The sequence below is a fragment of the Arthrobacter tecti genome, assembly GCF_054511355.1.
This window is the reverse complement of the sequence record NZ_JBTNCT010000006.1, coordinates 39159-62574: the sequence shown is the minus strand read 5'-3', so window position 1 is coordinate 62574 and position 23416 is coordinate 39159. Positions and strand designations below refer to the sequence as shown.

23 protein-coding genes are annotated in these 23416 nt (G+C 61.8%); 6 read left to right on the top strand and 17 right to left on the bottom strand.

All coding sequences use genetic code 11. The annotated features are described in order from the left end of the window. Nucleotides 1-84: 84 nt before the first annotated feature. Nucleotides 85-837: a hypothetical protein gene (locus ACX80C_RS09200; RefSeq protein WP_459326165.1), complete on the bottom strand. Its 753-nt coding sequence runs from the start codon at nucleotides 835-837 to the stop codon at nucleotides 85-87. A 174-nt stretch (nucleotides 838-1011) separates the two neighbouring features. On the opposite strand from ACX80C_RS09200, the gene ACX80C_RS09195 reads away from it, so the two are divergent. Next, a complete protein-coding gene (locus ACX80C_RS09195) occupies nucleotides 1012-1608 on the top strand; it encodes a pullulanase X25 domain-containing protein (RefSeq protein ID WP_459326164.1) in 597 nt (198 codons plus the stop codon). An 85-nt stretch (nucleotides 1609-1693) separates the two neighbouring features. Here the strand turns inward: ACX80C_RS09195 and ACX80C_RS09190 are convergent, their stop codons facing one another. The 10 genes from ACX80C_RS09190 to ACX80C_RS09145 form a co-directional block, all read right to left on the bottom strand. Next, nucleotides 1694-3748: an alkaline phosphatase D family protein gene (locus tag ACX80C_RS09190; RefSeq protein WP_459326163.1), complete on the bottom strand. Its 2055-nt coding sequence runs from the start codon at nucleotides 3746-3748 to the stop codon at nucleotides 1694-1696. Between the two features lie 198 nt (nucleotides 3749-3946). Next, on the bottom strand, nucleotides 3947-4744 hold the full coding sequence (locus ACX80C_RS09185; protein ID WP_459326289.1) for an ABC transporter permease: 798 nt from the start codon (nucleotides 4742-4744) through the stop codon (nucleotides 3947-3949). A gap of 67 nt (nucleotides 4745-4811) precedes the next feature. Then, on the bottom strand, nucleotides 4812-5768 hold the full coding sequence (locus ACX80C_RS09180; RefSeq protein WP_459326162.1) for an ABC transporter ATP-binding protein: 957 nt from the start codon (nucleotides 5766-5768) through the stop codon (nucleotides 4812-4814). Continuing rightward, complete coding sequence (locus tag ACX80C_RS09175) at nucleotides 5765-6823, bottom strand: LolA family protein (RefSeq protein WP_459326161.1); 1059 nt, start codon at nucleotides 6821-6823, stop codon at nucleotides 5765-5767. Before ACX80C_RS09175 ends, ACX80C_RS09180 begins: the two co-directional genes overlap by 4 nt. Nucleotides 6824-6916: 93 nt before the next feature. Next, complete coding sequence (locus tag ACX80C_RS09170; RefSeq protein WP_459326160.1) at nucleotides 6917-10378, bottom strand: DEAD/DEAH box helicase family protein; 3462 nt, start codon at nucleotides 10376-10378, stop codon at nucleotides 6917-6919. Between the two features lie 46 nt (nucleotides 10379-10424). Continuing rightward, entirely contained in the window at nucleotides 10425-10880 is a 456-nt protein-coding gene (locus tag ACX80C_RS09165; protein WP_459326159.1) for a helix-turn-helix domain-containing protein, read from the bottom strand. A 152-nt stretch (nucleotides 10881-11032) separates the two neighbouring features. Next, nucleotides 11033-11791 (bottom strand): HIRAN domain-containing protein, encoded by a 759-nt coding sequence (locus ACX80C_RS09160; RefSeq protein WP_459326158.1) that lies wholly within the window; start codon nucleotides 11789-11791, stop codon nucleotides 11033-11035. Continuing rightward, a complete protein-coding gene (locus ACX80C_RS09155) occupies nucleotides 11776-12672 on the bottom strand; it encodes a HipA domain-containing protein (protein WP_459326157.1) in 897 nt (298 codons plus the stop codon). Before ACX80C_RS09155 ends, ACX80C_RS09160 begins: the two co-directional genes overlap by 16 nt. A gap of 2 nt (nucleotides 12673-12674) precedes the next feature. After that, on the bottom strand, nucleotides 12675-13856 hold the full coding sequence (locus ACX80C_RS09150) for a restriction endonuclease subunit S (RefSeq protein ID WP_459326288.1): 1182 nt from the start codon (nucleotides 13854-13856) through the stop codon (nucleotides 12675-12677). A gap of 2 nt (nucleotides 13857-13858) precedes the next feature. Continuing rightward, entirely contained in the window at nucleotides 13859-15349 is a 1491-nt protein-coding gene (locus ACX80C_RS09145) for a type I restriction-modification system subunit M (protein WP_459326156.1), read from the bottom strand. A gap of 722 nt (nucleotides 15350-16071) precedes the next feature. On the opposite strand from ACX80C_RS09145, the gene ACX80C_RS09140 reads away from it, so the two are divergent. Together ACX80C_RS09140 and ACX80C_RS09135 are read left to right on the top strand one after the other, a co-directional pair. After that, a complete protein-coding gene (locus ACX80C_RS09140) occupies nucleotides 16072-16680 on the top strand; it encodes a hypothetical protein (RefSeq protein ID WP_459326155.1) in 609 nt (202 codons plus the stop codon). Nucleotides 16681-16737: 57 nt separating this feature from the next. Further along, the gene (locus tag ACX80C_RS09135) at nucleotides 16738-17232 is read left to right on the top strand and encodes a GNAT family N-acetyltransferase (protein WP_459326154.1); all 495 of its coding nucleotides are present in this window, start codon (nucleotides 16738-16740) and stop codon (nucleotides 17230-17232) included. On the opposite strand, the gene ACX80C_RS09130 is transcribed toward ACX80C_RS09135, so the two are convergent. Both ACX80C_RS09130 and ACX80C_RS09125 read right to left on the bottom strand, forming a co-directional pair. Continuing rightward, the gene (locus tag ACX80C_RS09130) at nucleotides 17229-17441 is read right to left on the bottom strand and encodes a hypothetical protein (protein ID WP_459326153.1); all 213 of its coding nucleotides are present in this window, start codon (nucleotides 17439-17441) and stop codon (nucleotides 17229-17231) included. The genes ACX80C_RS09135 and ACX80C_RS09130 overlap by 4 nt on opposite strands. Before the next feature lie 118 nt (nucleotides 17442-17559). Next, nucleotides 17560-18042 (bottom strand): AAA family ATPase, encoded by a 483-nt coding sequence (locus ACX80C_RS09125; protein WP_459326152.1) that lies wholly within the window; start codon nucleotides 18040-18042, stop codon nucleotides 17560-17562. A gap of 47 nt (nucleotides 18043-18089) precedes the next feature. On the opposite strand from ACX80C_RS09125, the gene ACX80C_RS09120 reads away from it, so the two are divergent. Further along, nucleotides 18090-18953 (top strand): GrpB family protein, encoded by an 864-nt coding sequence (locus ACX80C_RS09120; RefSeq protein ID WP_459326151.1) that lies wholly within the window; start codon nucleotides 18090-18092, stop codon nucleotides 18951-18953. Between the two features lie 26 nt (nucleotides 18954-18979). Here ACX80C_RS09120 and ACX80C_RS09115 read toward each other — a convergent pair whose 3' ends face one another. Genes ACX80C_RS09115 through ACX80C_RS09105 form a run of 3 tightly spaced genes read right to left on the bottom strand, consistent with a single transcriptional unit; the run spans nucleotide 18980 to nucleotide 19798 of the window. Next, a complete protein-coding gene (locus ACX80C_RS09115) occupies nucleotides 18980-19258 on the bottom strand; it encodes a hypothetical protein (protein WP_459326150.1) in 279 nt (92 codons plus the stop codon). Then, nucleotides 19248-19532 carry a hypothetical protein gene (locus ACX80C_RS09110; protein ID WP_459326149.1) on the bottom strand — a complete coding sequence of 95 codons (285 nt, stop codon included), beginning with the start codon at nucleotides 19530-19532 and terminating at the stop codon, nucleotides 19248-19250. Before ACX80C_RS09110 ends, ACX80C_RS09115 begins: the two co-directional genes overlap by 11 nt. Then, a complete protein-coding gene (locus ACX80C_RS09105; RefSeq protein WP_459326148.1) occupies nucleotides 19529-19798 on the bottom strand; it encodes a hypothetical protein in 270 nt (89 codons plus the stop codon). The genes ACX80C_RS09110 and ACX80C_RS09105 overlap by 4 nt, the downstream gene beginning before the upstream one ends. 126 nt (nucleotides 19799-19924) lie before the next feature. Here ACX80C_RS09105 and ACX80C_RS09100 point away from each other — a divergent pair, with 126 nt between their 5' ends. Beyond that, nucleotides 19925-22264, top strand: coding sequence for a beta-galactosidase (locus tag ACX80C_RS09100; protein WP_459326147.1), 2340 nt, complete (start codon nucleotides 19925-19927; stop codon nucleotides 22262-22264). On the opposite strand, the gene ACX80C_RS09095 is transcribed toward ACX80C_RS09100, so the two are convergent. After that, complete coding sequence (locus ACX80C_RS09095) at nucleotides 22261-22665, bottom strand: VOC family protein (RefSeq protein WP_459326146.1); 405 nt, start codon at nucleotides 22663-22665, stop codon at nucleotides 22261-22263. The genes ACX80C_RS09100 and ACX80C_RS09095 overlap by 4 nt on opposite strands. Before the next feature lie 86 nt (nucleotides 22666-22751). On the opposite strand from ACX80C_RS09095, the gene ACX80C_RS09090 reads away from it, so the two are divergent. Further along, nucleotides 22752-23345 (top strand): TetR/AcrR family transcriptional regulator, encoded by a 594-nt coding sequence (locus ACX80C_RS09090; protein ID WP_459326145.1) that lies wholly within the window; start codon nucleotides 22752-22754, stop codon nucleotides 23343-23345. Nucleotides 23346-23416: the final 71 nt, after the last annotated feature.

Here is a 23416-nt window from a genome sequence, read left to right as displayed (position 1 = left end):
GTGATATGTGCAATAGCACCTTGTAATTTAGGTCACAAGGCGGTCAATTTCTTCGCGGGGGATTGTGCGGGCGCGGTCGCCGTGTTAGTGCCGTGACGCCAGGCGGTACACGGTCCCGCCGTCGTGCTTCTTGTACTCGACGAGGTGCGCCAGGGCGGCAACGCACAGCACAATCCCGGCCATCTCGCAGGTCTCCTCAATGAGCGTGAGGACGAAGAACTGCGGAGTGAGGCCGTTGGCCGCGACGGTCAGGCCGGCGAGTGTCTCGACCCCCATGCCACCAACCACGAACACCACGCCCGCCAGGATCAGCCCGTTACGCACACCCTTCGGCAGGGAGAACACCAGCCGCGTCAGCGCGAGCACGATGACCAGCGCGATCAGCCCGCCCGGAATAACCCACACGAAACCGAGGTCGAACGGAAGGAAAGCCGCCAATTCGTAGCCGATGACATCGAGGCGTTCGTGCAGTTCAAGCATCTCGTCGATCGAAAAGATCACGCAGACGACGGCGAACAGCAGCCAGGAGCGCCGGTGCGCTGTGGCGCGGCGGGAGAAAAACCCAGCTATGACGCCGGCGACAATCCAGAGTCCCGAACTGAACCAGGTCGGGACGTTGATTTCACGGCCGACGTCGAAGAAGTAGAACCAGAAGTGGATGTCGTCGAATGTCTCGGCCGTGGACTTCTCGAGGGCGAGGAAGAGCAAGCCGCTTGCCAGGCTCAGCACCACCACGGGAATGCCAAGCAGCAGTGCGGTCCGGCCGAAGCGGATGCGCTCCCAGCTCGAATCCGGTACGGCGCCCGCTGGTGGCGAATCGGTAATTTCCTGCTGCAACGTACACCCTCCCTGAGCTGCGTCCCGGGTCAGCGTAGTCCAGGATTATGAGGAGCGGATGAGAAATCCCGAGTAACGGTCCGACACATTGCACGACGTCGTCGCGCCGCTTCACGGGATCGGCCGCTTCCGCTGTCAGAATTCTGGTGTCGCAGCCTACCGGGAGGTTTCACCATGAATCCGCAGAACAACCAAGACAACACCGCCGGCCGTTTGAAGGCAGTACTGGAGGAGCTCGCTGAGCGGCCCGGCGCCGTCGTGAGCGGCCCGCAGGTCCTGGCCGCCGCCGTCGTGCGCGTGCCCCTGAGTGAATGGGAAAGTGAACCGTTGAGCGGCGGGGTGTCCCGCGGTATCAAACGGCTCTCGGCGGCAACCGCAAAGTTGGTGAAGGACGGCCTGATCGTCAAGGGCCGCGGAGGCTGGGCGATCACAGCCGAGGGAGCGCGGGTGGCCGCAGCGTTGTCGGCCGTTGCCGTCGCGGGGGACTTCGGGCAGCTGTTAGGCAGCAAGGATTGGGATCCGTCGGCGTCCGAGACGCAGATGGCCTATAGTCCGGTGTCGCAGCAGTGGGAGTTGACGGTTGAACTCCCTGCGGGCTTTTATCTGTACAAGGTGGCGCTGAATCGGTCCTGGGCGGAGAACTACGGAGCGTTCGGCGTTCGGGATGGGGCTAACCACGAGCTAAGGCACGACGGCGGTGTGGTCACCTTCCGCTACGACCATACCTCCCACGACGTCGCAGTTTCCGCGCTGGATGGCATGCTGGTCTGACACTATCGACTCTCCCCAAATGGGCCTTCCGGGGCTTTGAAATGCCCTGAAAAGCCCCATTTGGGGAGAGTCGATTCCGGTGTGGTTAGGAGCGGTGGCCCAGCTTCTTCGAGTCAGTCGCCACCTCGAAGATGCGCTCGCCGGCCCGGTTGATCCACGTCGCAGTGAGCGTTGCAGGCTCCACGGTGGTGTCCGCAACCATCTTCATGAACACGTTGGGTTCCACGGCGCTATGCACCAGGGCCGGGTGCGGCACGTTCAGGCTGGGGATGGTGCGGTCGTGCAGCGGGCTCACAATGAACTGCCACAGATCGTAGCCCACGCGCGGACCGTAATTGAGTGCGCGTGAGACGTGGATGTCGCCGCTCATCAGGATCACTCCGGGGATCTTGTTCTCCTTGATGAAGTCGAAGATGGCTTCACGTTCGTAGGAGTAGGTTCCCCAGTCATCGCTTTCCGAGTTCTGCTTGTCGTCCCAGATCATTCCGCTGAAGATCAGCTTGAACGTTGCCGTGCTCTCCAGCAGTTCCTTCTTGAACCACTCCCACTGCACGTTGCCCAGGCAGGTTGTCTTCGTGGGGTCCGCCCAGCTCGGTTCAGTGCGGCTGAACCAACGGGGATCCAGCATGAAACCTTCGATCGGCCCGCGGCGGAAGGATGAGTAGATGCCTTCGCCGTCGCCGCGCTCGGTCTGGGTGACGCCGTCGGCCGTGTGGCCGTAGGTGGTGTTGGCGCGGTAATCCACAAAGGCGGTGCGGCTGTTGCGCTTGCCGGCGAGGTCGCCGTGGACGTCGTTGCCGCCGAAGTCGTGGTCATCCCATGTTCCCCATACGGGCATGGAGCGCACCAGCCGCTTCAACTCCGGAACCTGGAGGAACTCTCGGTGACGCTGTCGGGCGAACTGGAGGTTGGTGGAGTCGATGTATGGGGTATCGCCCATCATGACAAAGCTGTCGCAGCCCTCGGAAACGATGCGGTCCCACACGGCGTCGGATGCCGACGGCGCACACGACCCCATGCCCATCACGATCTTTTTCCGCATGCTGTCGGTCGGTGACGTGGTGAAAGAGCCGATCAACGGTTCGAATTCAGGATCATCGACGGGGACAATCGAGAAGGTGTGGCGCGTGTCCGGCTGCAGATGTTTGACGTCGAAGATCATGCTGAAATCGTTGGCCGAGCTGAGGGTCGCCTTGACCGTCCGCTGTGACCGGCCGTACCCGCGTACCGTACATTCCCAATTCACGAGGTTGTGGTGGTCGCGGCCCGGGCGCACCCAGATGCGGGCGGTGCGCACGGAGACGTCGCCGACCATCGGCCCTGCGGCGGGTTCCTTGGGAACGGGAGTCGGCACTACGGCGGGAGCCGTTCCCGCCTTCACGGAGACGACGTATTCGGTGAGGGCCGCGAAGAACGTCTTGCTGTCCTGGAGTGCGACGTCCGGCTGCATTGCCGCTCCGGCCGAGTCATAGCACTTGTCAATGGCCAGACTGGTGACGAGGAACCGTCCCTTGCCGTGGGCACCCTCCACCATGGCAGGGGGCTGCGGGCTGCCACCAGATGTGCAGGAGAGTAGTACCCGCATGGACTTCCAACTGATAAGAGTCTCGTAGCTCACGGGGAAGGCGCTGGACCGGCCGGTGAACACGCGCCCGCTGTCCGTGCGCAGGTTCTTGACCAACGGGTGCTCGGGCGCGAGCGAGTAGATGGCATCGTGATCGGGGTTGGCCCGTACGGCACTGAGGGGTTCCGGCAGGTAGGCGGTTTCGGCGCCGAACTGGTCCGACTGCGCCAGATCGAGCACAACGCCGCCCAGCGAGACGAACTCCTGCAGGGAGGCTTCGTTGGCCGCGACGTAGTCCAGGTAGGTTGGCGCGTTGTTGGTGAACGTGCCGAAGACGATCAGATCCACGCCCTGCGCCGTTGCAGGTTTCGCGGGATCGAGGTTGACGACTGTGGCGCCTGCTTCGGTGAGCAACGGCCGCAGGCCGGTTGCCTTCGTCCAGGGGTCCAGGAACTCGAGTATTGCGGCACGGATGGGCGCTGCTTGTGCTGAGCTTACGGATGCGGCAGTTGCGCCGGCGGTGGCGAGGCTGACGCCAATAAACCCGCGGCGCCCAATTCCTTTGTCGGTTGTCATTGAGTCACTTTCGCTTGAAGAACGGAAACGGCCAACCGGGACTACCGGGCGTGCCCGGATCTAGAATTCGTCATCGTTGGCCGAAGGGGCAGTGTGATTCAAGTTACTTGCGAGATCCTGATCTGTCTAGACATATTTCGATCATTACTGAGCGTTCATCAGGCGTTGATGTGGCGTATGATCGGGCGACATCCAGCGTTATGCCAGCACGTCCTTCGTCGAGAACCTGCCGTACGCAAAGGCCCCGAACACCAGTACATAGCCGGTCTGAAGCACTCCGTTGGCCAGGAAGGAGTCCCACACGATCGGGTCCCGCAGCAGGTCCGCGAAACCGAGCCAGTATTGGCTGAGAAGCCATGGGTGGAGCCACTCCAGCTGTGGAAGTTGTCCCAACACCTGACTGACGACGGCGGCCACCACGGTTGCAGCCATTGCCCCCACCGGCACGTCGGTCATAGTGGACAGGAAGAGCCCGACGGCGGCGAGTCCGGTCAGCGAAAGGGTTACGTAGAGCGACACCAGCGCAACGCGCAGGAGCGCCTCCGGCACGCCGATTGTTGTCCCAGAGAGCAGCGTCACCGGCCCCACAGGAAACAACAGCGCGCCCATCAGGACGCCGGCCAGGGCAACCGTCAACGTTGCTGCAAGGCAGAAGACGACGGCGGCAATGTACTTCACTGCGAGGAGGCGGCCGCGTGCCACGGGTGCCATCAACAGGTACCGGAGCGTGCCCGTGCTGGCTTCGCCTGCGATCGTGTCACCGGCAACCACGCCGACGGTCAAGGGCAGGAACAGCGGAATGGCCACGATTGTCCCGACCACGGCGACGAACAACCCGTTCTGGCTGACCTGGTCCAGGAACGCCGGACCTCGTCCTCTTGACGGGCCGGACGACAGCCGTACCGCCACTGCAATGAGGACCGGGATCGCGGCGAGAGCGGCAAGGAGTGCCCAGGTGCGCCTGCGCCTGAACAGCACCGAGAGTTCCGAGCCCATAAATCGCCAGCCGGATCCCTGGCGGGCCGGCGCGGTTTGTCCGCGTGGGGACTCGTTGGGTGCGTTCTCACTGGACAACGTCGAATCCCTCCCCGGTGAGCGCAACGAACAGGTCCTCAAGGCCCGGATGCTCAAGCGTGAATCCGTTGACCCGGACGTCTGCTTCGACCAAAGCCCGCACGATCCGATCGGGCGCCATACCGGCGGGGAGCGGAGCGGTGACGGCCAGCGTAGTTGGGGTGGCGCCGTCGTCGTCGGGCTTCAAGCCAAGCCCACGCAACACTGCGCACGCCTCCCGGGTATCGGGGGTGAGGACGCGGGCGCGGGGCTCACCTGTTCGGCGGAGGTCGTCGAGGCTGCCCTGGGCGACGAGGCTTCCGGCGCTGAGGACTGCAGCGTGTGAGCAGATCTGTTCAACCTCGGCGAGCAGGTGGCTCGAGACGAAGACGGTGGTTCCCTCTTCGGTGAGGGAGCGGATGAGGTGGCGGACTTCGCGGGTGCCCTGCGGATCGAAGCCGTTGGTGGGTTCGTCGAGGACAATCAGGTCGCGGTGCGTGAGCAGCGCGCTCGCGATGCCGAGCCGTTGCTTCATCCCGAGCGAGTAGCGGCCCACTTTTTTGCGGGCGGCCTGCGAGAGGCCCACCCGTTCGAGTGCCTGTTCAACGCGGCGACGGCGGGTTGCGGGAGTGACGTAGCGGTCGGCAGCGTCAAGGCGCAGGAGGTTCGCGGTGCCGGAGAGGAACGGGTAGAACCCTGGCCCTTCGACGAGCGCCCCGACCCGGGGCAGTACTTCGGGTAGCGCCCGCGGGATGGCCCGGTCCAGGACCCGGACGTCGCCGGACGTAGCCGATGCGAGTCCGAGGAGGATCCTTATCGTCGTTGTTTTCCCGGAACCGTTGGGCCCGAGGAAACCGAAGACGGAACCGCGTGGAACCTCAAGGTCAATGCCGTTGACCACGTTTCTGCCGCCCAACCTTTTGGTCAGGCCCTCGGTTTCTATGACGAGGTCGGAGCCGCCGCTCACTGGCCGGCGGCTACTGCCTGCAGGCGCTCCGGGGTGACGGAGCCGGCGAGGACTCGGCCGTCGTCGGTGATCAGCACGTTGACGAGCGTGGTCTCGATGAGGCGCCCGCCGTCCACCGGGGTGCTGAGCTGGTTCATCGCTTCGGGCAGTTCCTGCTCCCCGGCAGGCATGACGACGACGGCGTCCCAGCCCTTGCCCACGACCGTTGGCTCTTCTGCACCCTCGGGCTTCTCGCCGGTGTCCGGCTTGTTGCCCTTGTCGACTTCCGTGACTGTTGCACCCTCCGGTGGGGTGAAGGTGAACAGGTTGGCGTCCGGTTCCTCGTAGCTGACTTCGGTGAAGCTGGAGCTAAAGGCGGTCTCGTTGGTCGTTTTTGCAACGACAGTGACGCCCAGCGGGAGTCCGGTTTCGCCGTCGACAGCGACGCTCACCGAGCCGACGAGTGTCTCGTTTGAACGGGGAGTGAGGATCAGGTCGTAGACGGCGCGTCCGGCGACCGAGCGGTCAGAGCCGACGGTCACTTCGGTTGAGGGGTCGATCTTCTCGAGGAAGCGGGCGGCGATGTCGTCGGGCGCGTGGGTGTCGCCGTCGTGCTGTTTGTGATTCTTGGCAGTGGCATGGACGGCCTCATTTTCGTCCGAATTGTAGTACCAGAGGTCGTCGCCGTTGCGGATGATGTTGCGTTCCTCGAGCTGGTCGAGGACCTGCAGGCGCGCCTGGTCCGGGCTGTTGACGAAGACGTTGGCCGTGTGCGAGCCGGTAAGGAGTTCAAGGGCGGCGTTGGCGGGGGAGGTTTCACCGCCGTCGTCGTTATCTGTTGGGCCGATTGCGGCAAGATCGGGCAGGCCGAGGTTCGAGGTTTGCTCGACGGTGCCAGAGAACGCATCGACGCTCTCGTTCTGGACAAGCTCGAGGACTTGGGCGGGTGTTTTGTCGGTAAGGTCAACGGCGGCGCTGGCGGTAAGCGGCGTGATCACGGCGGCCGCGCCGATTGCTCCGGCGGCGATGGCGGCCGGTGTCCATTGTCTCCAGGTTTTGTGTGTTGTCGGAGTCATTGAACTTTCCTCACCCTGCTAGTGCTCTGTTCGGCAGACCTGACCGTTACGCTACACCCGGATCCTGAGAGTTGGGTTGGAGTTTTGGTGACTTCAGCTCGCGCGGGTTGTCTCCTTGAGGTGACGCAGCACACCCTCAAGGACATCCGCCTTCTCCACGCCAAAAAGGTCATCCGGCCCGGTTGGCGCTACGGCCTTGAACGGCGACTCGTACAACTGGCCCACCTCCATGACACCGTTCCGCGTGAGGTGCTGCACGATCATGTTAACGAAGTCGAGTTGCGCGGTGTTCATCGTCGTGCCCGCGATGAATTCCGCCATCGCCTCTTTCACGGCGTCCGGCTCGAGCCCGACGAGCGAGCGGACAAAGTAGCCGAGGCCCTTCTCGGCGGCACGAGCCAGATCATCCTTGGAGCCGGCGCCGCTGTCCACGAGCAACTGTTCGAGTTCCTGCAGATCGAGTTCCGTCAAAGGCCGGTTCCGGCGGAGACGCTGGATAGTAGCGTGGTTCATCTTGTCAGCAAGGTAGAGGCGCACCTTCTCGCCGTACCGAACCAGATCGACGGAGCTGACGACGGAGGGAATTTCCACCTCGCGTATCTCGCCAAGTTCGTCATCAAAGTCCGTATAGACCACCTTGCGGCGCTTCTTCTCGATGAGATGCACAAGCGGCCGAAGCTTTCGCCGGATCTCCTCCAACCAGATTGGCGAGGCGGCTTCCCAATGGATCGGACTGAGAACGTCTTCAATCAACCCGAGCCGCTCGGCAATTGCCGGGATGCTCGGTTGATCCTGCAGAGCCGACGCGATGTCGATGATTTTCCGCCGAAGGGGTGCCAACTTCCCTGGGTCAGTCAGGAGCGCAAGCTGTGCGTTGAACAGAAGCTGATCGAAGCGCTTGGATTCCTCTGTGTCTTTCGGGGCCGTGATGACGGCCAGACCACTCAGGTGGGATTCGAGCACCTCGGCATCATGTGGTTCCAGAGAGTCCCATTGCTCCCTGCGAGCAAAGCGGTCAACGTGCTCCAGCCTCGGACGTACGCGAAAGTTCTCTCGCGGAAGATCGCGAACTGTGCAGTGGAGCGAATCTCGGATGCTATCGACATATCCGCTGTCGTAGTCCGCGTCCTGCAAAGCCTGAAGTAAGCGGACCCGCGTGATGAAGGTGCGTTGTGCCAAGGGTTTGGCTATCGGGGTTTCGGATAGTTCAAGCTCAGCGTTGAAGAACTCGAGATTGCGGCACAGGTCGAAGATCAGGAATTCTTCCTTGTGCCTGTCCGGGCCATATAGGTCAGGGCAGAGACGCGTTCCGCGTCCTACCATCTGCCAGAACTTGGTCTTAGAGCGTACTGGTTTGAAGAACACCAGGTTGACCACCTGTGGAACGTCGATGCCGGTATCGAGCATGTCGACTGAGATAGCGATGTCGGGTTTGCTAGCCGGTTTCCCGAACTTTTCGATGAGGGTGGACGCGTAGTTCACCTGGTAAGTGATGACCTGCGCGGCTTCGCCTTTCTCTCCCGGGTAGTTGACGTTGAAGCGTTCCTCAATGAACCGGGCGTGGTCGTTGTTCCGGGCGAAGATGATGGTCTTGCCGATCCGGTCGCCGCCGGCGACCCGGTGTCCGCGCTCCATCAGGACCTCAAGCGCCTTATCTACGGTGTCCTTGTTGAAGAGCCATTTATTGACGACGGCGCGGTCCACTTCGTCGGGAATCTCGCCATCGTCGTCCCATTCCTTGGAATCCCACTCGTCCTTTTCATGCTCACTCAAGTCCTCGTAGTGGATGCCCTCGTAGGGAAACTTGAGGGGTACTTCGATACCCCGGCGGGGGACAAGCCAGCCTTCTGCGACCGCCCGGTCCAGCTCGTAGGCGAAGGTGGGGACGTTGTCCTCGATGTTGAAGAGGGCGAAGGTGTTGCGGTCGACATCATCGGTTGGTGTCGCCGTGAGGCCGATGAGGAAAGAGTCGAAGTAGTCGAAGATCGCCTTGTACTTCTGGTAGACCGAGCGGTGCGCTTCGTCGACAATGATGAGGTCGTAGTGGCCAATGTTGTATCGCTCGCGATTGACCTTGCCGTCGCCCACCGTCTCGTCGATGAGGTTCATCATGGTGGGGTAGGTGGCCAGATGAATGCGGCTGTCCGCAGTCTTGTCACGCCCGAGCACTTCCGGAGCAGAGCCGGGTAGGTGAGTCTTGAAGGCCCGCGCGGCCTGGTCCACGAGCGCCACCCGGTCCGCGAGGAAGAGGACGCGCTTGACCCAGTTGGCTTTCATGAGGAGATCAGCGAGAGCGATGACCATGCGGGTTTTACCGGTTCCCGTGGCCATCACCACGAGGGCGCGCCTCTCGGCGTCGTTCTCAAATGCTTGGGTGACTGCGCGGATGGCGGCGTGCTGGTAGTCCCGCTCCACGACGGCGTTATCAATGATCGCTTCCCCGAGCGACTTCCTGGTGGTGCGGCGGTCCACCATAAGCTGCAACTGATCGCGAGTGTGGAAGCCCTGAATTTTCCGCTCGGCATAGAACGCGTCGTCCCAGATGTAGGTCTGGTATCCGTTGGTGAAGTAGATGATGGGCCGCTGGCCGAAGCGCCGTTCCAGGCAATCGGCGTAGAGACGGGCCTGCTGGCGGCCGTTGTGCGGATCCTTGGTGGTGCGTTTGGCTTCGACGACGGCGAGCGGTAAGCCGTTGGCTCCCCAGAGCACATAGTCTGCGGCGCCCTTGCCGGTGAGTGTGCCCTGCGGTGTGGGCATGGTGTCGACGGCGAATTCTCTGACGTCTTCGTGGGACAGATCCCATCCGGCCCACTCCAGTTGGGGGTCGATCAGGTCGGTGCGGGTGACGCCCTCGTCGTAGTCATGTGTGTCCGGCTCGTGGCGGCGTTGTGCGGTGACCAGCTTGATCTGTTCGCGAAGCTGCCTGAGCTCGTCCTCAAGGCGCGCCTGCTGCTGGTCTGCTTGGGCGAGCTTGCGATCCCGCTCCTCAAGCTCCTTCGCGAGGGCGGCAACTTGCTCGGCGGTTTTGGGTACGACGTCGGCCGGTTGGGCTGGTTTTGGACCGCCTGGTTTTGGCGGTGCGGGCATTGGGCGGCGCTGGGGGCTGAGGAGCGCACCGTCGAAGGCGAGTCCCGGTGTCGGGCGGTTCTGTTCCTGGCGGGCGTAGCGCTGGGCTAGCCAGAAGCAGGTTTGGAAGAGTTCGCGGAGGATGGCCTCGGACGTTTGGACATTGATGGCGACGTTGGTGTGAACGGCTTTGTTGGAGACCTTCCGTACCAGATGCATCTTGTCGAGGAGGCGCTCACCGGCGAGTTTCTTGAAGGTGGGTTCGTTGAGCATGCCGTTGAGGTCGTCTTTGTACGGCTGGTCCAGCGACGTGTCGGCGATGAAGATCCACTGCAGGGTGAATTCGAGGGTGCGGCGGCAGTAAAGGAGGGACGTGCGGGGGTCGATACGGGCAAAGCGCTCAGCGTTGCGGGCTTCGACGGCGATATCGGGCCATTCGGCACGTAGGAACGCGAAGTTGCTCTGTAATTGAGCCGCGTCCCCCATCATTGCCCCTCTGCTGGTCCCTTGCTGCAGGATATCTGATCATGCAAATCTATTCTTGATCGAGCGCGTGCTCCAGGTCCCGGAATGCGTTGAAAGCTGCGCGTTCAACATCCGCGCGACGCTCGGCGAACTGCTCAAGATCCGCTCGAAGGAAGCGGTTATGGGAGCCAACCTTATGGGACTGGATCTCCCCTGCTGCTGCCATTTTGATCAGCGTAGGCCGGGAGATTCCGAGCACCTGGGCGGCTTCAACGCTGGTCAAGGCCTTTGAGCGCTGGGTCAGCCCGATATCCTTGCCGGACGCCGCAAGCCTTAGAACCGTCTGCAGCAGCTCGTTCAGGTTTTCGGGGAGCGTGACTGCCTCGGCGGACGATGATTCGATTCGAATCCGGAGTTCCTTAGGATCTACTTCGCTGAAGTGCTGGGAGACTTCTGTTGCTTCTTGCGACTGAGTAGCGCTGATGTTGAGGATGGACATCAGGGTTGTGCCCGTGAGTGCGCTCATTGACTACTCCTTTTCACTCGATAACAAATGATGGCGCTCAAGTGAAATAAGTGCAAGCTACTCGAAGTAGTCTTAGTGGAGGTTGCCGAGGTCGTAGGTCTGCTTCGCCTGCGCGTCGCCGTTCGACGTTGCTGCACTTGTAGGCATAACGATCAGCTGCGTGCATGGTACGTAAGACGCATTACCAAGCGAAGATGCGGCCCTAGCTCCTCCGGATTGACTCGGAGTGTCTCAGCCGTAAAGTGTCCGGAGATAGTGCAGTACTCCTGAAGGTAATCAAGCACCGGTGCTGGGACGTACCCGAGCCGCTGTCCACTTGGCGCGTGGATGGCGTGTGCGCGAGAGTCCCGTCCATTCTCAGGTTCCGGAATTACTTTCAATGCGGACCCGGGCGCCATGAGATTGATCTCTGCGTGCACCGCGTCTTGAGGTTCCTGATAACGCGTTCCATGGACAAGCACGTCGAAGGCGAGCGTGTCTTCCGCTTCGTCAGCGGAAGGTGCGGCAAACAGTTCATATGTGTCGTTTGCGCGAACTCCGAACGAATGCGACAGAATCTCGAGCGGCCCAGCACTCTTCGAAGCGCCGATTGCGTCCAGCCAACGACCGCGGTCGGGCCGGCTGTCGCTCATGATTCGCCCAGCGAGGAAGGGGAACAGTTGCTTTGATCGATAGACACGGTCAACATCGTCGAACCCCGGGATACGGTGAAACAGGGGCTTTTTCTCGACATCTTTTCGGTACGAGAATTCGAAGACCTCACCGTTTGGGGTGTCGACATGCACTACGGAACCGATTAGCAGGTATGCCTTGTGAACGGGGTTGCGCCAAGCGACCAGCAGCTTGGTGGTGTGCTCCTGTGAGGCTTCGCGGAGGGGCGGAATCAAGCGCGTCGTCATTGACTTAGACACCGGGATATCCTCTCCGCGTTCGTTCTGATGAGTGTATTCGCCAGTGTAGTACTGGCCGGTGACAAGTTGGCTGACCCGATGACGGATGTGATCTCACCGAGTGGAACTTGCGTGAACTGGCGCTCAAGGCGCCGTCTGCCGTCTTCTGTGCAGTGGGGCAAGTACGAGGTGGCGTAGTCGACCAGCGAGACACCAATCCCATCTTCGAATCTGCTGGCTTTCGCTTTGAGCGGGTACTCAGCCGGGCCATCCGGGCGGGCCATCAATCGGTCAAGTCCCCGATCCCTCATCGATACTCCCAGAGACGAGGCATGATCGAAGGACGGTGCCAGGCGGATACAGGGATCGCCGGAATCTGACCAATCGAATTCGAGTGCCCAGTTGCTGCTGTGTCGGTCGACGTTGCCGATCAGCGCATCGAAGAACAGGTATGCGACGAACCAGTCGAGTGCACTAAGACCCTGAACGTCTTCCACTGCTTTTGGCGCTCTGCAGGACTGGAGTATCTCGACAATGTTAGTTCGGTTGTGTCCAACCCTGATCTTCGCCTTTGGCTCGTAGCTCTCAACGCGCATCGCGAGGATCTGGTCCGGTCGGATCTCCTGATTGTCCCTGTGAGCAAGGACGTTCTTCGAGATGCATCCCAAGGAATCGCCCAAACTTGCGAGCTCAGCCTGTGCTGCGGGGACATTCAAGAGCTGTGCGATTCGCGACGCGATCACCTCGGCGTGGCTCTCGAACGGGGAGCGGTCAGGACGATTCGGCTTGAAAAGCCAGCGGTGCCCGGTAGACGGCTCGATGTACCACTGCTTCTCGTTATCGCCTTCAGTTTCCTGTTGCGATAACTCCCAAGCGCGTAGATCGACGACATCCCAACTCATTCCTACAGTGTTCCTTTGAACGCGCGGTGCTGGAGGGAAGCAAAGAGGGTGTCCAAGTGTGCGAGCTGAGTGCGGTGGTGCTCCTTCAAGCGCTCGAGGGCGGCGACGCGGGAGTCGAATTCCTTCTGTCTCGTTAACGGAGGCATTGGGACTCTCAACCCTTTCAACCGTCCCATGCTGATCCGACCTCGCGTTTGTCCGAGCACGAGTCCCTGAGCCATACGTTCAGTTGAGCGCATATTGAGAAGCGCACAAACGTAGGCGGTCGAGGCTAGATCCTGATTGATCCGGATTTGAACACAATCGGCCTTATTGAGCGCTCTGGGTAGGGTTCCGGGTTGGATGATTGCGCGAAGGTTCGGATCACCCAACGTTCCGACTAAAAGGTCCCCAGGGAGGCATTCATGTTTTATCAGAGACTGAAAGTGCTCCTCACTGATGAAAGCCTTATCTGTATCAAGAAGCTCCCCAACCCCGATGTTCTGGAGGCGAATGACACGGACGCCGGCCTTGACGTAGTGAGAGCTCTTTAGATTAGATCCGAAGGGGCCGTCGGAGAACTTCGTAGAGATATCGCCGAGCGCGAGCATCGGCCAATGGAAGCGGTTAATGGCAGGGTCACCGAATAAGTCCTCGAAGATGGACTGTGTGAGTGTGTCGAGGCGCGCGAGGGCTTCGTGGCGCTTGGCTCGGAGGTCGTCAGCCTTGTCTAGGATCGCCGCGATGCGCCGCTGCTCGTCGAGGGATGACAGCGGGATTAAGGTGCCTGACACATAGCTGGCGGGCACCCGCCGTTGTCCTGCGCTGCCGGTCATACGCAACTCCCCGGCAAGCCTGAAGTGTGGGCGGCGAAGGAATTGGCGTAGGTATCCGCTATCCAGCGCGGTCTGGATAGGGCGGACGACGTGAAACTCAGTCGATCCGAATCCGAGCTCAGTACTAATCGAGGCCCGACCGATCTTCCCATTCTCGAAACACGGCGTGATCTTTGCAATTAGAAGGTCGTCCCGTTGGAAGGGAGTAAGGCCCTTGGGTATCTCTGCGTAGGAGCGAAGCGATGGCGTCAACAGGGACCCAGAAGTTTCAGACATGTCCGCCATACCGGCGAAGGAGACCTCTTGGTCGGCACACAAAGCGCGATCGAGGCGAGGGTTAACCTGCGCTACTTCACCGAGCGGAACCATCCTCACTTGAGCAGTTCCTTCAACTCCGCTATGCCGTCCGTGATCTCCTTCTCGAGGACCTCAAGCTCCGCAAAGATCTCCTCCGGCGCTTTGTGCTCGACCTCTTCGTACTCGACTTCCTTGTACCGGTTGAGCGAGAGGTCGTAGCCGTTCTCGGCGATTTCTGATCTGGGAACAAGAAAGGACTGTTCGGTTCGTGCGCGCTCAGCTTCCGTCGTCGTGCGCTGCTTGTACCGCTCCAGGACGTCGGGTAGATCGGACGAGCCGAGGGGAGTGCGTTTGTCGTCCAGGCTGAAGCCGTCGGACTTCACGTCGTAGAACCAGACGTTGTCGGTGCCTCCTGAATTGGTCTTGGTGAAGAAGAGGATCGCGGTCGAGACTCCCGCGTAGGGCTTGAAGACGCCGGACGGGAGTTTCACGACGGCGTCGAGCTTGTGCTCCTCGACCAGCAGTTTGCGAAGGTCCTTGTGTGCCTTCGACGATCCGAACAGGACACCGTCGGGCACGATCACCGCCGCGCGCCCGCCCGGCTTCAGCAATCTGATGAACAGTGCCAGAAAGAGGAGTTCGGTCTTCTTGGTCTTCACCAGGCTCAAGAGGTCTTTGGCGACGTTCTCATAGTCGAGGCTGCCGGCGAACGGCGGATTCGCGAGGATCAGGTGGTACTTCTCATCTTCGGCCGAGTGCAGATCGGCTAGGGAATCCCGGTATGTGATCACCGGGTTCTCGACGCCGTGCAGGAGCATGTTCATCGACCCGATGCGCAGCATGGTGTTGTCGAAGTCGTACCCATGAAACTGCTTGTGATGGTAGAACGCAAGCTGTTTTTCGTTGGTAAGTAAGTCGGTCTTCCACAGGTGCTCGGCCGCGCTGACCAGGAAGCCGCATGTGCCGGACGCCGGATCGCAGATCGCCTCCTCCGGCTGCGGGTCCGTCATGTCCACCATGAGCTTGATGATGTGACGCGGTGTGCGGAACTGCCCATTGGTACCGGCGGTGGCGATCTTCGAGAGCATGTACTCGTAAAGGTCGCCCTTGGTGTCGCGGCCGGTCATGTCGATGCCGTCGATGATGTCGATGACGCGTTCGAGGACGCCGGCGTTCGGAATGGTGAAGCGGGCGTCCTTCATGTGATGGCTATAGGTGGAGTGCTCCCCGTTCGACTGACGGGTGAGCTCCTCGCGCATGAACGGGAAGATGTGGTCGGAGAAGAGTGTGAACTTCTCTTCGCGTGAGAGCCCCTTAAACTTGCCCCACCGCAGATCGCCGTAATCTCGTCCGCGCGGGTCTGTTCCGTCGGGAAAGATCGGGTTCTGAATGGGCTTGCCAGTGCGGTTGGCGCGCCTCTCCAGGGCAGTCTGCTCTTCGTCGAGCCGCTTGAGGAACAGCAGGTACGTGATCTGCTCGATGACTTCCAAGGGGTTGGAGATGCCCCCGGTCCAGAAGGTGTCCCAAACTTTGTCTACCTGCGCGCGCACTGTCCCGTTGATCACGCGTTCCAGCTTAGTGGCGCTGTTCCTACGCCCGTGACGGATTGTCGGTGCCAGGTTCTAAGGTCTTCCAAATGGTGCTGATCAAGGCACCGCACGGTCTCAAGGAGGTAGGAATGCGCGTCTCGTTTGCTGTTCGGAAGCGAAGGTTGACCAAGTGGTGGAAGGCCTCCCAACAACCGGGGCATTCGGTGGCCAGACTGGCGGTCCTAGGCGCAGTGGTTACGGCGCTCGTCGTCTGGGGCTCTTGGTTATTCTGGGAGAATTCGCCGGAAGGCATTCCGCGTGCCGAATTTTTTGTCCCCGTGATTGACCTTGAGATTGGGCTCACCGCCCTCATCGGCTATGCAGCGGTGGCGATCAGTTTGCAAGTTAAAGCGTGGCCCAGAAAAGAGAGAAGCCGTCCAGACTTCTCTGATCAGTGGAAACGCGATCGCAGACTGGCGGAGGGAATGTTCGCGTGTTCTGCGGTTGCGGTAATCGTTTGTTATTTGACCGTTTTGGGCCTCGTGCAATCGGCGCCACCCAGCATCGGCATGATCCTGTTCGTTCTGGCGCTGACCTACCTGACTTCTCTAGCTGCCGTAGATGCGCTAGGTCGGATCGACGCGGGCGGTGTGCCGGCCCTTGTGCACGCCGTCAAGCTAGAGCGACGAGTGCTCGCTCACTTCAGGCGCGTTCGAATGCCATCCACAACTTGGCCTTGCAAGAATCGGGTACAACGCATGACTTGGTTGGTTGTGCAACTTCTACTGATTGCACTCCCTGCGGCCATCATCAACTGCGTAATTTGGGGAATGCAGGAGCAGTTGGATATGCGGAGGACCGTTCTGGTGTACCTGATCAGCACGGCTGTCGCGCTGTGGGTGACATTCGCCTACACCTACCTTGCCGCCGGTACGAGATCGCCAGACTCCACAACCAGGCTCGGATCGTGGTGCATGGCGGCGTCCTTCGCTTTCGGTATTGCCCTCTCCGCAATCATCGCGATTAGTCAAGGTGATTGGCCGTCGCTTTCGTACGACCTGCTTGTAGATTTGGTGTGTTCGGTGATTCTTGTACACCTCGGCATGCGGTGGAATTCCGAGAACCGGCAGTGGTTGCTTCCTTCGGACTGGTGGCCCGGCGCTATAGTGCGAGTCGCGGTCAGCGAGTACGTCCACCGGGGCGGCACGAAGTCATCGCGGAGATTGGACGAGAAGAAGAAGCTGAGGGACGAAGCTGAGCTCCGAGCTATGGGGAAGGTTCGCCGGTCCATTGTCCGGGCTGCGACATCCCTCAAGCTGCCCGCCATCGAACGACGCCTGCGCTACAACCTTGAGCACGTGGACTAGCGGCCCCGGTGTAGCGGGTGATGCATCAATGCACAGCGAGCCGATTACGGTGAAGGCATGACCACTCACGACAACCTTCCCCAAGCTCTTTCCGAAACGGCCGTGCTGCGCCGGGCGATGCGGGAGGACGTGCCGGCGATCGTCGCGCTGCTGGCCGATGATCAGCTGGGTTGGGAGCGCGACAGCATCGCGAACCCAGGTGACGCGGAACCTTACCTGGAGGCCTTCGACGCCATAGACGATGATCCTGCCCACCTTCTCGTCGTCGTCGTTCTTGGCTCTTCGGTGGTCGGCACTCTGCAGTTGAGTTTCCTGCCCGGTCTGGCTCGACGCGGTGCGCTTCGGGCGCAGATTGAAGCGGTGCGGGTTGCCTCATCTGCGCGGAACTCCGGCTTAGGCAACCAGATGATTACCTGGGCGATCGGTGCAGCACGACGCCGGAACTGCGCACTGGTGCAGCTCACCACCGACAAGCGGCGCACCGATGCCCACCGCTTCTACTCGCGATTGGGGTTCGTTACCTCGCACGAGGGGATGAAGCTGGCGCTTTAGCCGGGTTCCTCCTCGTTGGCCGCGGCTTCGATCCAGTCGACAATGTGGTCAGCGAAGTTGAAACCGTCGTCCTCCTGTATGCCATCCGGCGCTGCGCCGACCGCACTTATCTTCTCCAACACTGACGCAGGGACTGGCTCCCCGTTGTGGGCAATTAGCCAATCCCGGGTCGCCTGATCCAGGCGAGGCCACCATCCAGTGATGTTCATGGGTTGAGCATGACATGCCGTCGGGGTGTCGGAGGGGGTGTGCTCCCTGGAGAATGCCTCATCTGCACTCGTTGCAGGCAATGCCTGCACTGCTGGCACTCTTCCAGGAGCACTATGGTTACCCGACAGTGAGAATTTGCAGCCCTTCATCGTCAGCGGGAGCCTCGAAGATGCTCGCGAGGTGCCGGACGTCGTCATCGGCCAGGTTGTGTGCCCACGCGGGTTCACTTGCCGACCTCGCACGCGATCGCGCCAGCGCCGCGTCGAGCGGAGTTGCGATGTGGTGCAACAGTGCCTCATAACCGGCACTGTTGGCGCGCTCCTTCCAGAAAGTACGACGACGGCGGCTCCACTGGTTCCAGTCCAGCACCACATCGGTACCGGTTGCGAGAACTTGCAGCGCCACCGTCCAGAGTTGGTCCTTGCATACCGACGCTTGGCGGCCGTAATCGTCGCCGGAGTAGGGAAGCTCAGGGAAGAGGCGGAGCATCCATTCGTCGAGGCTGAAGCGCACGGCTGGGAGCTCGCGCTCAAGTTGGCGCGCGTAGGTTGTCTTGCCGGCGCCGTTAAGCCCGCATAGCAGATGCACCTTCGGAGTCATGCGTCGAGTCTTGCAGAAGAGTCGGCGGCAGCTGGCAGGATGACCGTGTGGACGAGATAGTCAGCTACGTGCGGTTTCAGAGCGCACACGCGAATGCGCACGGACGCTACGCAGGTATCTTCGGCCTCGCAAACGGGCTGGCACGTGAAGGTCAACTTTCCGCTGCGGACCACGCCTGGTGGCGTACCTCCAACGATTGGTGCAACGCGGCTTATCCGGACCCGTCAACGGTTGATGCCAGCATCTACGATCGCGCCGTGAACCCCGCGGCGCAAGCCTGGTTCAAGGGCAGCGCAGCCCCCTTGTTGGCCAAGGTTGACGAGTACATGGAGCTGCTCCAGCGGTACGGCGTCGAGTGCGTCCGGGTCACGTCGAAGGATCCGGGCAGGGTCCTGTATGAGGATGACTTCCAGATTGTTGTGGACCCGCACGGTGTCGAAAGAATCGCTCTCGTTGCGCCGAACCGGGAGGGCTGGGCCAACCGGTACAACACGATCGAGCAGCGGCTGAAGGCACTGCTCCCACATGCAGCGATCGAGCACATCGGCTCCACCGCAGTTCCCGACCTTCCTGCGAAGGACGTCGTGGACGTGCTGGTCGGCGTCGATGCGGATGCGTGGGCGGAGGCCGTTGCGATCCTCGTCGCCGATGGTTTCCCACAGGACGGCAGCAGGGAGGGCCATGCCTGGTTGGCGCTGATGAGAGACGGGGAACGCACCGCGGTGATCCACGTCGTCGTACTCGGCGGTGCGGAGTGGAAGCGCCGAATCAGCTTCCGTGACATCCTGCGCCGCGATCGCGCTGCAAGAGCCGAGTACCTCGAAGTGAAGCGGCAGGCCGCGGTAACCGCCGAGAACTGGACCGACTACACCGGGCGGAAAGCCGCGATAGTCGCGAGGATCCTCAGGTAAACCGTGGCGCGAGTCTCGCGGCCGCGTCAGGCCCGCCGTCGTCGTCCGAGGGCATACCCGCCAACCGCGGCGGCAAGAGCGACCCCTCCACCGAGCAGGAGCCCACCCACAGGGCGCGTTGGAAAGCCCGGGATATTGGTGATGTACCCGTTCCCGTCGACCGATACCTCGCCGCTCTTCCCGGCGATGAAGCCGAAGTCCCCGACGATGACCGGTTGCGAAAGGACCGCGATAAGGATCCCGATCAGCAGCAGCGAACCACCGGTCACGAGCACCGCCAGGGCGCCCCGGGAACTACGAAGCATCGTCCGCCGCCTTCCGGCCGTTCCGCCAGCCGATAGCCCCCGCGCTCACCATGAGACCGCCGACCAACAGCGCACAGCCCACTCGGCTGAGGTTGTCCGAGAGGGAGGGTTCGGCGTCGAACGAGACCACGAGCTCCGAGGAGTACGCAACGCTGGCCTCTTCAGCAATGGGTTGCATCGCGAAGACCGTTGACGGCTGGCCGAACAGCAACGCTACCCCACCCAGGATCAGCAGCACCGCGAGGCTCAGAAGCACAACGCTGATTTTGTTCATGCGCGTCGAGCGCGGTAATAGGCCAGCGCCCCGGTGACGAGTACGAGCCCGACTGCGGCAATCGACGTGCCGAAGATTTCACCAGCGGTGAGACCCGGAACCGGTGATCCCTGTGTAAACGACGCTTCGGCCAGCGGTGCGTACGCGAACCACCCGAACGTCGGTGTGAACGGCACGGCCAGCGCCGCGATGCCCATCAGCACAAGGCCGACGACGGCGATCGCCACTCCCGCAGTCAAGAGCCGATTGGCGCGTATCCAGTTCATGAATCCCCCTGTCCCGCCCCGAATGAGCGAACTGTTCCGAACATTAGCGCCTGCGATGCGTTGGTGCCAGAGCAATGCCCTGCGTAACCATTGCCCCTCGTAAGGAAACCGCTTACCGTCGAAACCATGCCCGCCGTAGAGACCATTCACCGCATCGCGCACGCCAGCTGGAACGCACCCGAAACCCGCCCCCAGATGGCCAACGACGTCGACCATCGCCCGGGCCTCAACCTCACCAACCGGTACATCCTGCGAAACGGTGAGCCCTGGATCCCGGTCACCGGCGAGATGCACTACAGCCGCCAGCCGCGTGAACGGTGGGCCGATGCCCTGCGGCTCATGAAGGCGGGCGGCATCGACGTCGTGGCGACCTACGTTTTCTGGATTCACCACCAGCCAACCGAAGCGGACCCGCGCTTCGACGGAAACCTCGACCTCGCTGCGTTTGTGCGGCTCTGCAAGGAGACCGGGCTGGAGGTCATCCTCCGGTTGGGCCCGTGGTGCCACGGCGAGGTCCGCAACGGCGGCCATCCGGACTGGATAGTCGGCGCCGATTACACCGAGCGCACCAACGATCCGCGATACCTCGAAGCCGTCGGGAAGTGGTTCGCGCGGATCGGCACGGAGGTCGCCGGGCTTTGCGGCGAGGCAGGCCCGATCATCGGGATCCAGGTCGAGAATGAGCTCTACGACCAACCGGACCACATCCTCGCGCTCAAGGAGATTGCCAGGGAATCGGGGCTGTCCGCCCCGCTGTGGACGGCGACGGCGTGGGGGAGCGCGGACATCCCGGTCGGCGACGTGTTTCCCCTCTACGGCGGATACTCGGACGGTTTCTGGGTGGACACCGATGAAGGCTGGCACGAGAGCTTCCAGGCGCACTTTTCCTTCTCTCATCAGTGGGATGATCCGGGTATCGGCAAGGACCTTGCGGGGGAGGCCTGGACCGGGGTTGTTGGCGTCAAGCATCCGGACTTCCCCGCTGCCACGTGTGAATTGGGCGGCGGGATGGCAACCGCCTACCACCGCCGGCCTGCGCCGAGCGCCCGGGACATTGCCGCCGTCGCGCACTGCAAGCTCGGCAGTGGATCCGCCTGGCAGGGCTACTACATGTACGTGGGCGGCACGAATCCGCGGGGAGGGCTGCAGGAGTCGCACGCGACGGGTTATCCCAACGACCTTCCGGAACGAAATTACGACTTCGGCGCCCCCATCGGCGCGCACCTCCAGACCCGGGAGAGCTTTCACCGGTTGCGGAACCAGCACTCGTTCCTGGCTGCGTTCGGGGACCGCCTCGCATCAATGAACGCGACTATCCCGGACAACGACGACGACGGCGCCCTCCGCTGGGCGCTGCGAAGCGACGGGGGCGGTGGCTTTGTCTTCATCAACAACCACCGGCCGAACGAGCCGTTGCCGGAGCGTACGGGTGTCCGCTTCGAAATCGGCCTGGAGCACGGTACGGTCCGCTTCCCGCACCGGCGGGTCGACATTCCGTCCGGTGAGTTCATGGCGTGGCCGGTGGCGCTCGAGGTGGGCGGCGTCGTGGTGCGCTGGGCGACACTGAACGTGCTTACGATCCTCGACCAGGAAGGGGAGTGCCCGGTTCTGGTGCTGACCGCGAATGAGGGTGTCGATGCCCACCTTGCGGTGCCGGCCGGGTACTCGGTGGAGGGCCACGCACCGATCGAGGTTGATGGTGAACTGGTCCTGGAGGGTGTGTCCGGTTTGATTACCCTGACCAACGACGACGGCGCCAGGCTGCGCATCCTGATCCTTACCGCCCGCCAGGCTCTTCAGGCGTGGACGTCGGTGGCGGGAGGCCGTCGTCGTCTGGTGCTCTCGGAAGCGGACGTTGTTGAGCGGGACGGCTCGCTTGCGGTTCTTGCCGCTGAATCGGGTGAGGTTTCAGTGTTTCCGCCCCTTGGCGAGGCCGGCCCGAGCGGCTTTTCGCAGCATACGTTCACGGGCCCAACGAAAGCAGCGGAACTGACCGTCGAACAGTCAGCTCCGGCGTCCACGCCTGAAGAGCGTCCCGTTGTTGTGCCGGGTAGGGCTTCGGCGCCGGAGCGCGCGGCGTTCGAAGCGCACGCTGCCCGTTTCACGATCACGGTGACCGGCAAGGCTCGCGCCGGGGAGCGCTCGTTGCTGCGGCTGGAGTTGGTGGGCGACGTGGCGTCGTCGTCGTTCGAAGGCCGGGAGGAGGACGTCTACTGGAACGGGTCCGAGTGGGACATCGACATCACGCCCGCGGCGGACACTGACCGGAGAGTGGTTGAGGTGGCTGTGTACCCGCTCGTGGCGTCCGCGCCCGTCTGGCTGCCCGAACCGGCGGACCGCATCCGGGCATCCTTGACGGAGCCGACGGCGAAGATCACCAGCGCGTCGGTGGTCAGCTACCGGGAAATGGAGGTGATCTCCTTGCCGTCTTCCACGGCTATTCCGCCGGTGGTGAGGGGAATCTAGCTGTACTGCGCCGCATACTCTCCGGACGGCGGCGTGTTCGTGATGACATCGATCAGGATCCCTTCCGGCCCTCGAAGGATGAAGTGACGCTGCCCGAAGTCTTCGGTCCGGATGTCCAGCAACGGCGTGTGGGCCCCGCGCGTTACCAGCCGTTCATATTCCTGGTCTACGTCGTCCACCTCGAAGTTCAGCAGCATCCCCTGCGACGGCGCCCGATGCCCGTCCGGAATGGTCTCGTGGCTGTGGTCAAGGATGGCCAGTTCCACATTTGAATCACGTACCAGGCTGACGTACCAGTCCGAGCTGAAGGTGGTTTCAAAGTTGAACCAGGTTCTGAAGTAGTCCGCGGTTGTGGTGACGTTCCTGGTCAGGATGACCGGATAAAAGCTGGTCAGAGTCATTCGTTTCTACCTCTCCAAGTTAATACATACAGTGTGTAGGTAATCGTAAACGTACACTGTGTATGTAATCAAGAGGTGGAGGTTCCATGGGTAGGTCCAGCAAGAAACAGAGTGAGGAAACTGCGCAGCTCCTGGTAACGGTGGCCATGGAACTCTTCGGCACGCGCGGCTTTGCGGAAGTTGGCCTGGAGGAAGTGGCAGCGAATGCGCAGGTCACGCGCGGGGCGGTCTACCACCATTTCGGCAGCAAGATCGGATTGTTCAAGGCAGTTCTCGACCGGGTGCAGAAGGATGTCGCGGATCAGATCACCGAGGCGGCGGCGCGGGCCACTTCGGGCTGGGATGGTCTGGTGGCTGGTTGTCACGCCTTCATCGGTTCGGGTTCGGATCCCCTCGTCCACCGGATCATGCTGATCGATGCCCCGGCAGTAGTCGGTTGGCGGGAGTGGATGAACCTCGACGCCGCCCATTCGAGGCGTCTGCTGGAGGCCGCACTGCAGCGGCTGGAAAAGGATGGCGTGATCGCCCCCGACCTCGCTACCCCCGCCACCAGACTCCTGTCCGGCGCAATGAACGAGGCCGCGCTGTGGATTGCCCGCTCTGAAGAACCGGAGCGCGATCTGCAGCTGGCAGGAGCGGCACTCGACAGGATGCTCAATTCTCTTCGTTCATCCCCCTGAGAACCGTTGGAAAGCGAACGACGACGCCACGCACCCTGCCGCCATATAATCGAGCATGCCCAACATGCGCC

Excerpts from the sequence above, each read along its gene's own strand:
- ACX80C_RS09150 (WP_459326288.1), bottom strand. The coding sequence starts at position 13,856 with ATGGTTCCGCTCGGTGAAGTAGCGCAGGTTAACCCTCGCCTCGATCGC.
- ACX80C_RS09090 (WP_459326145.1), top strand. The coding sequence starts at position 22,752 with ATGGGTAGGTCCAGCAAGAAACAGAGTGAGGAAACTGCGCAGCTCCTG.
- ACX80C_RS09110 (WP_459326149.1), bottom strand. The coding sequence starts at position 19,532 with ATGAACAAAATCAGCGTTGTGCTTCTGAGCCTCGCGGTGCTGCTGATC.
- ACX80C_RS09195 (WP_459326164.1), top strand. The coding sequence starts at position 1,012 with ATGAATCCGCAGAACAACCAAGACAACACCGCCGGCCGTTTGAAGGCA.
- ACX80C_RS09175 (WP_459326161.1), bottom strand. The coding sequence starts at position 6,823 with ATGACTCCGACAACACACAAAACCTGGAGACAATGGACACCGGCCGCC.
- ACX80C_RS09125 (WP_459326152.1), bottom strand. The coding sequence starts at position 18,042 with ATGACTCCGAAGGTGCATCTGCTATGCGGGCTTAACGGCGCCGGCAAG.
- ACX80C_RS09170 (WP_459326160.1), bottom strand. The coding sequence starts at position 10,378 with ATGATGGGGGACGCGGCTCAATTACAGAGCAACTTCGCGTTCCTACGT.
- ACX80C_RS09105 (WP_459326148.1), bottom strand. The coding sequence starts at position 19,798 with ATGAACTGGATACGCGCCAATCGGCTCTTGACTGCGGGAGTGGCGATC.
- ACX80C_RS09100 (WP_459326147.1), top strand. The coding sequence starts at position 19,925 with ATGCCCGCCGTAGAGACCATTCACCGCATCGCGCACGCCAGCTGGAAC.
- ACX80C_RS09135 (WP_459326154.1), top strand. The coding sequence starts at position 16,738 with ATGACCACTCACGACAACCTTCCCCAAGCTCTTTCCGAAACGGCCGTG.
- ACX80C_RS09165 (WP_459326159.1), bottom strand. The coding sequence starts at position 10,880 with ATGAGCGCACTCACGGGCACAACCCTGATGTCCATCCTCAACATCAGC.
- ACX80C_RS09095 (WP_459326146.1), bottom strand. The coding sequence starts at position 22,665 with ATGACTCTGACCAGCTTTTATCCGGTCATCCTGACCAGGAACGTCACC.
- ACX80C_RS09115 (WP_459326150.1), bottom strand. The coding sequence starts at position 19,258 with ATGCTTCGTAGTTCCCGGGGCGCCCTGGCGGTGCTCGTGACCGGTGGT.
- ACX80C_RS09140 (WP_459326155.1), top strand. The coding sequence starts at position 16,072 with ATGACTTGGTTGGTTGTGCAACTTCTACTGATTGCACTCCCTGCGGCC.
- ACX80C_RS09190 (WP_459326163.1), bottom strand. The coding sequence starts at position 3,748 with ATGACAACCGACAAAGGAATTGGGCGCCGCGGGTTTATTGGCGTCAGC.
- ACX80C_RS09155 (WP_459326157.1), bottom strand. The coding sequence starts at position 12,672 with ATGAGTTGGGATGTCGTCGATCTACGCGCTTGGGAGTTATCGCAACAG.
- ACX80C_RS09185 (WP_459326289.1), bottom strand. The coding sequence starts at position 4,744 with ATGGGCTCGGAACTCTCGGTGCTGTTCAGGCGCAGGCGCACCTGGGCA.
- ACX80C_RS09130 (WP_459326153.1), bottom strand. The coding sequence starts at position 17,441 with ATGAACATCACTGGATGGTGGCCTCGCCTGGATCAGGCGACCCGGGAT.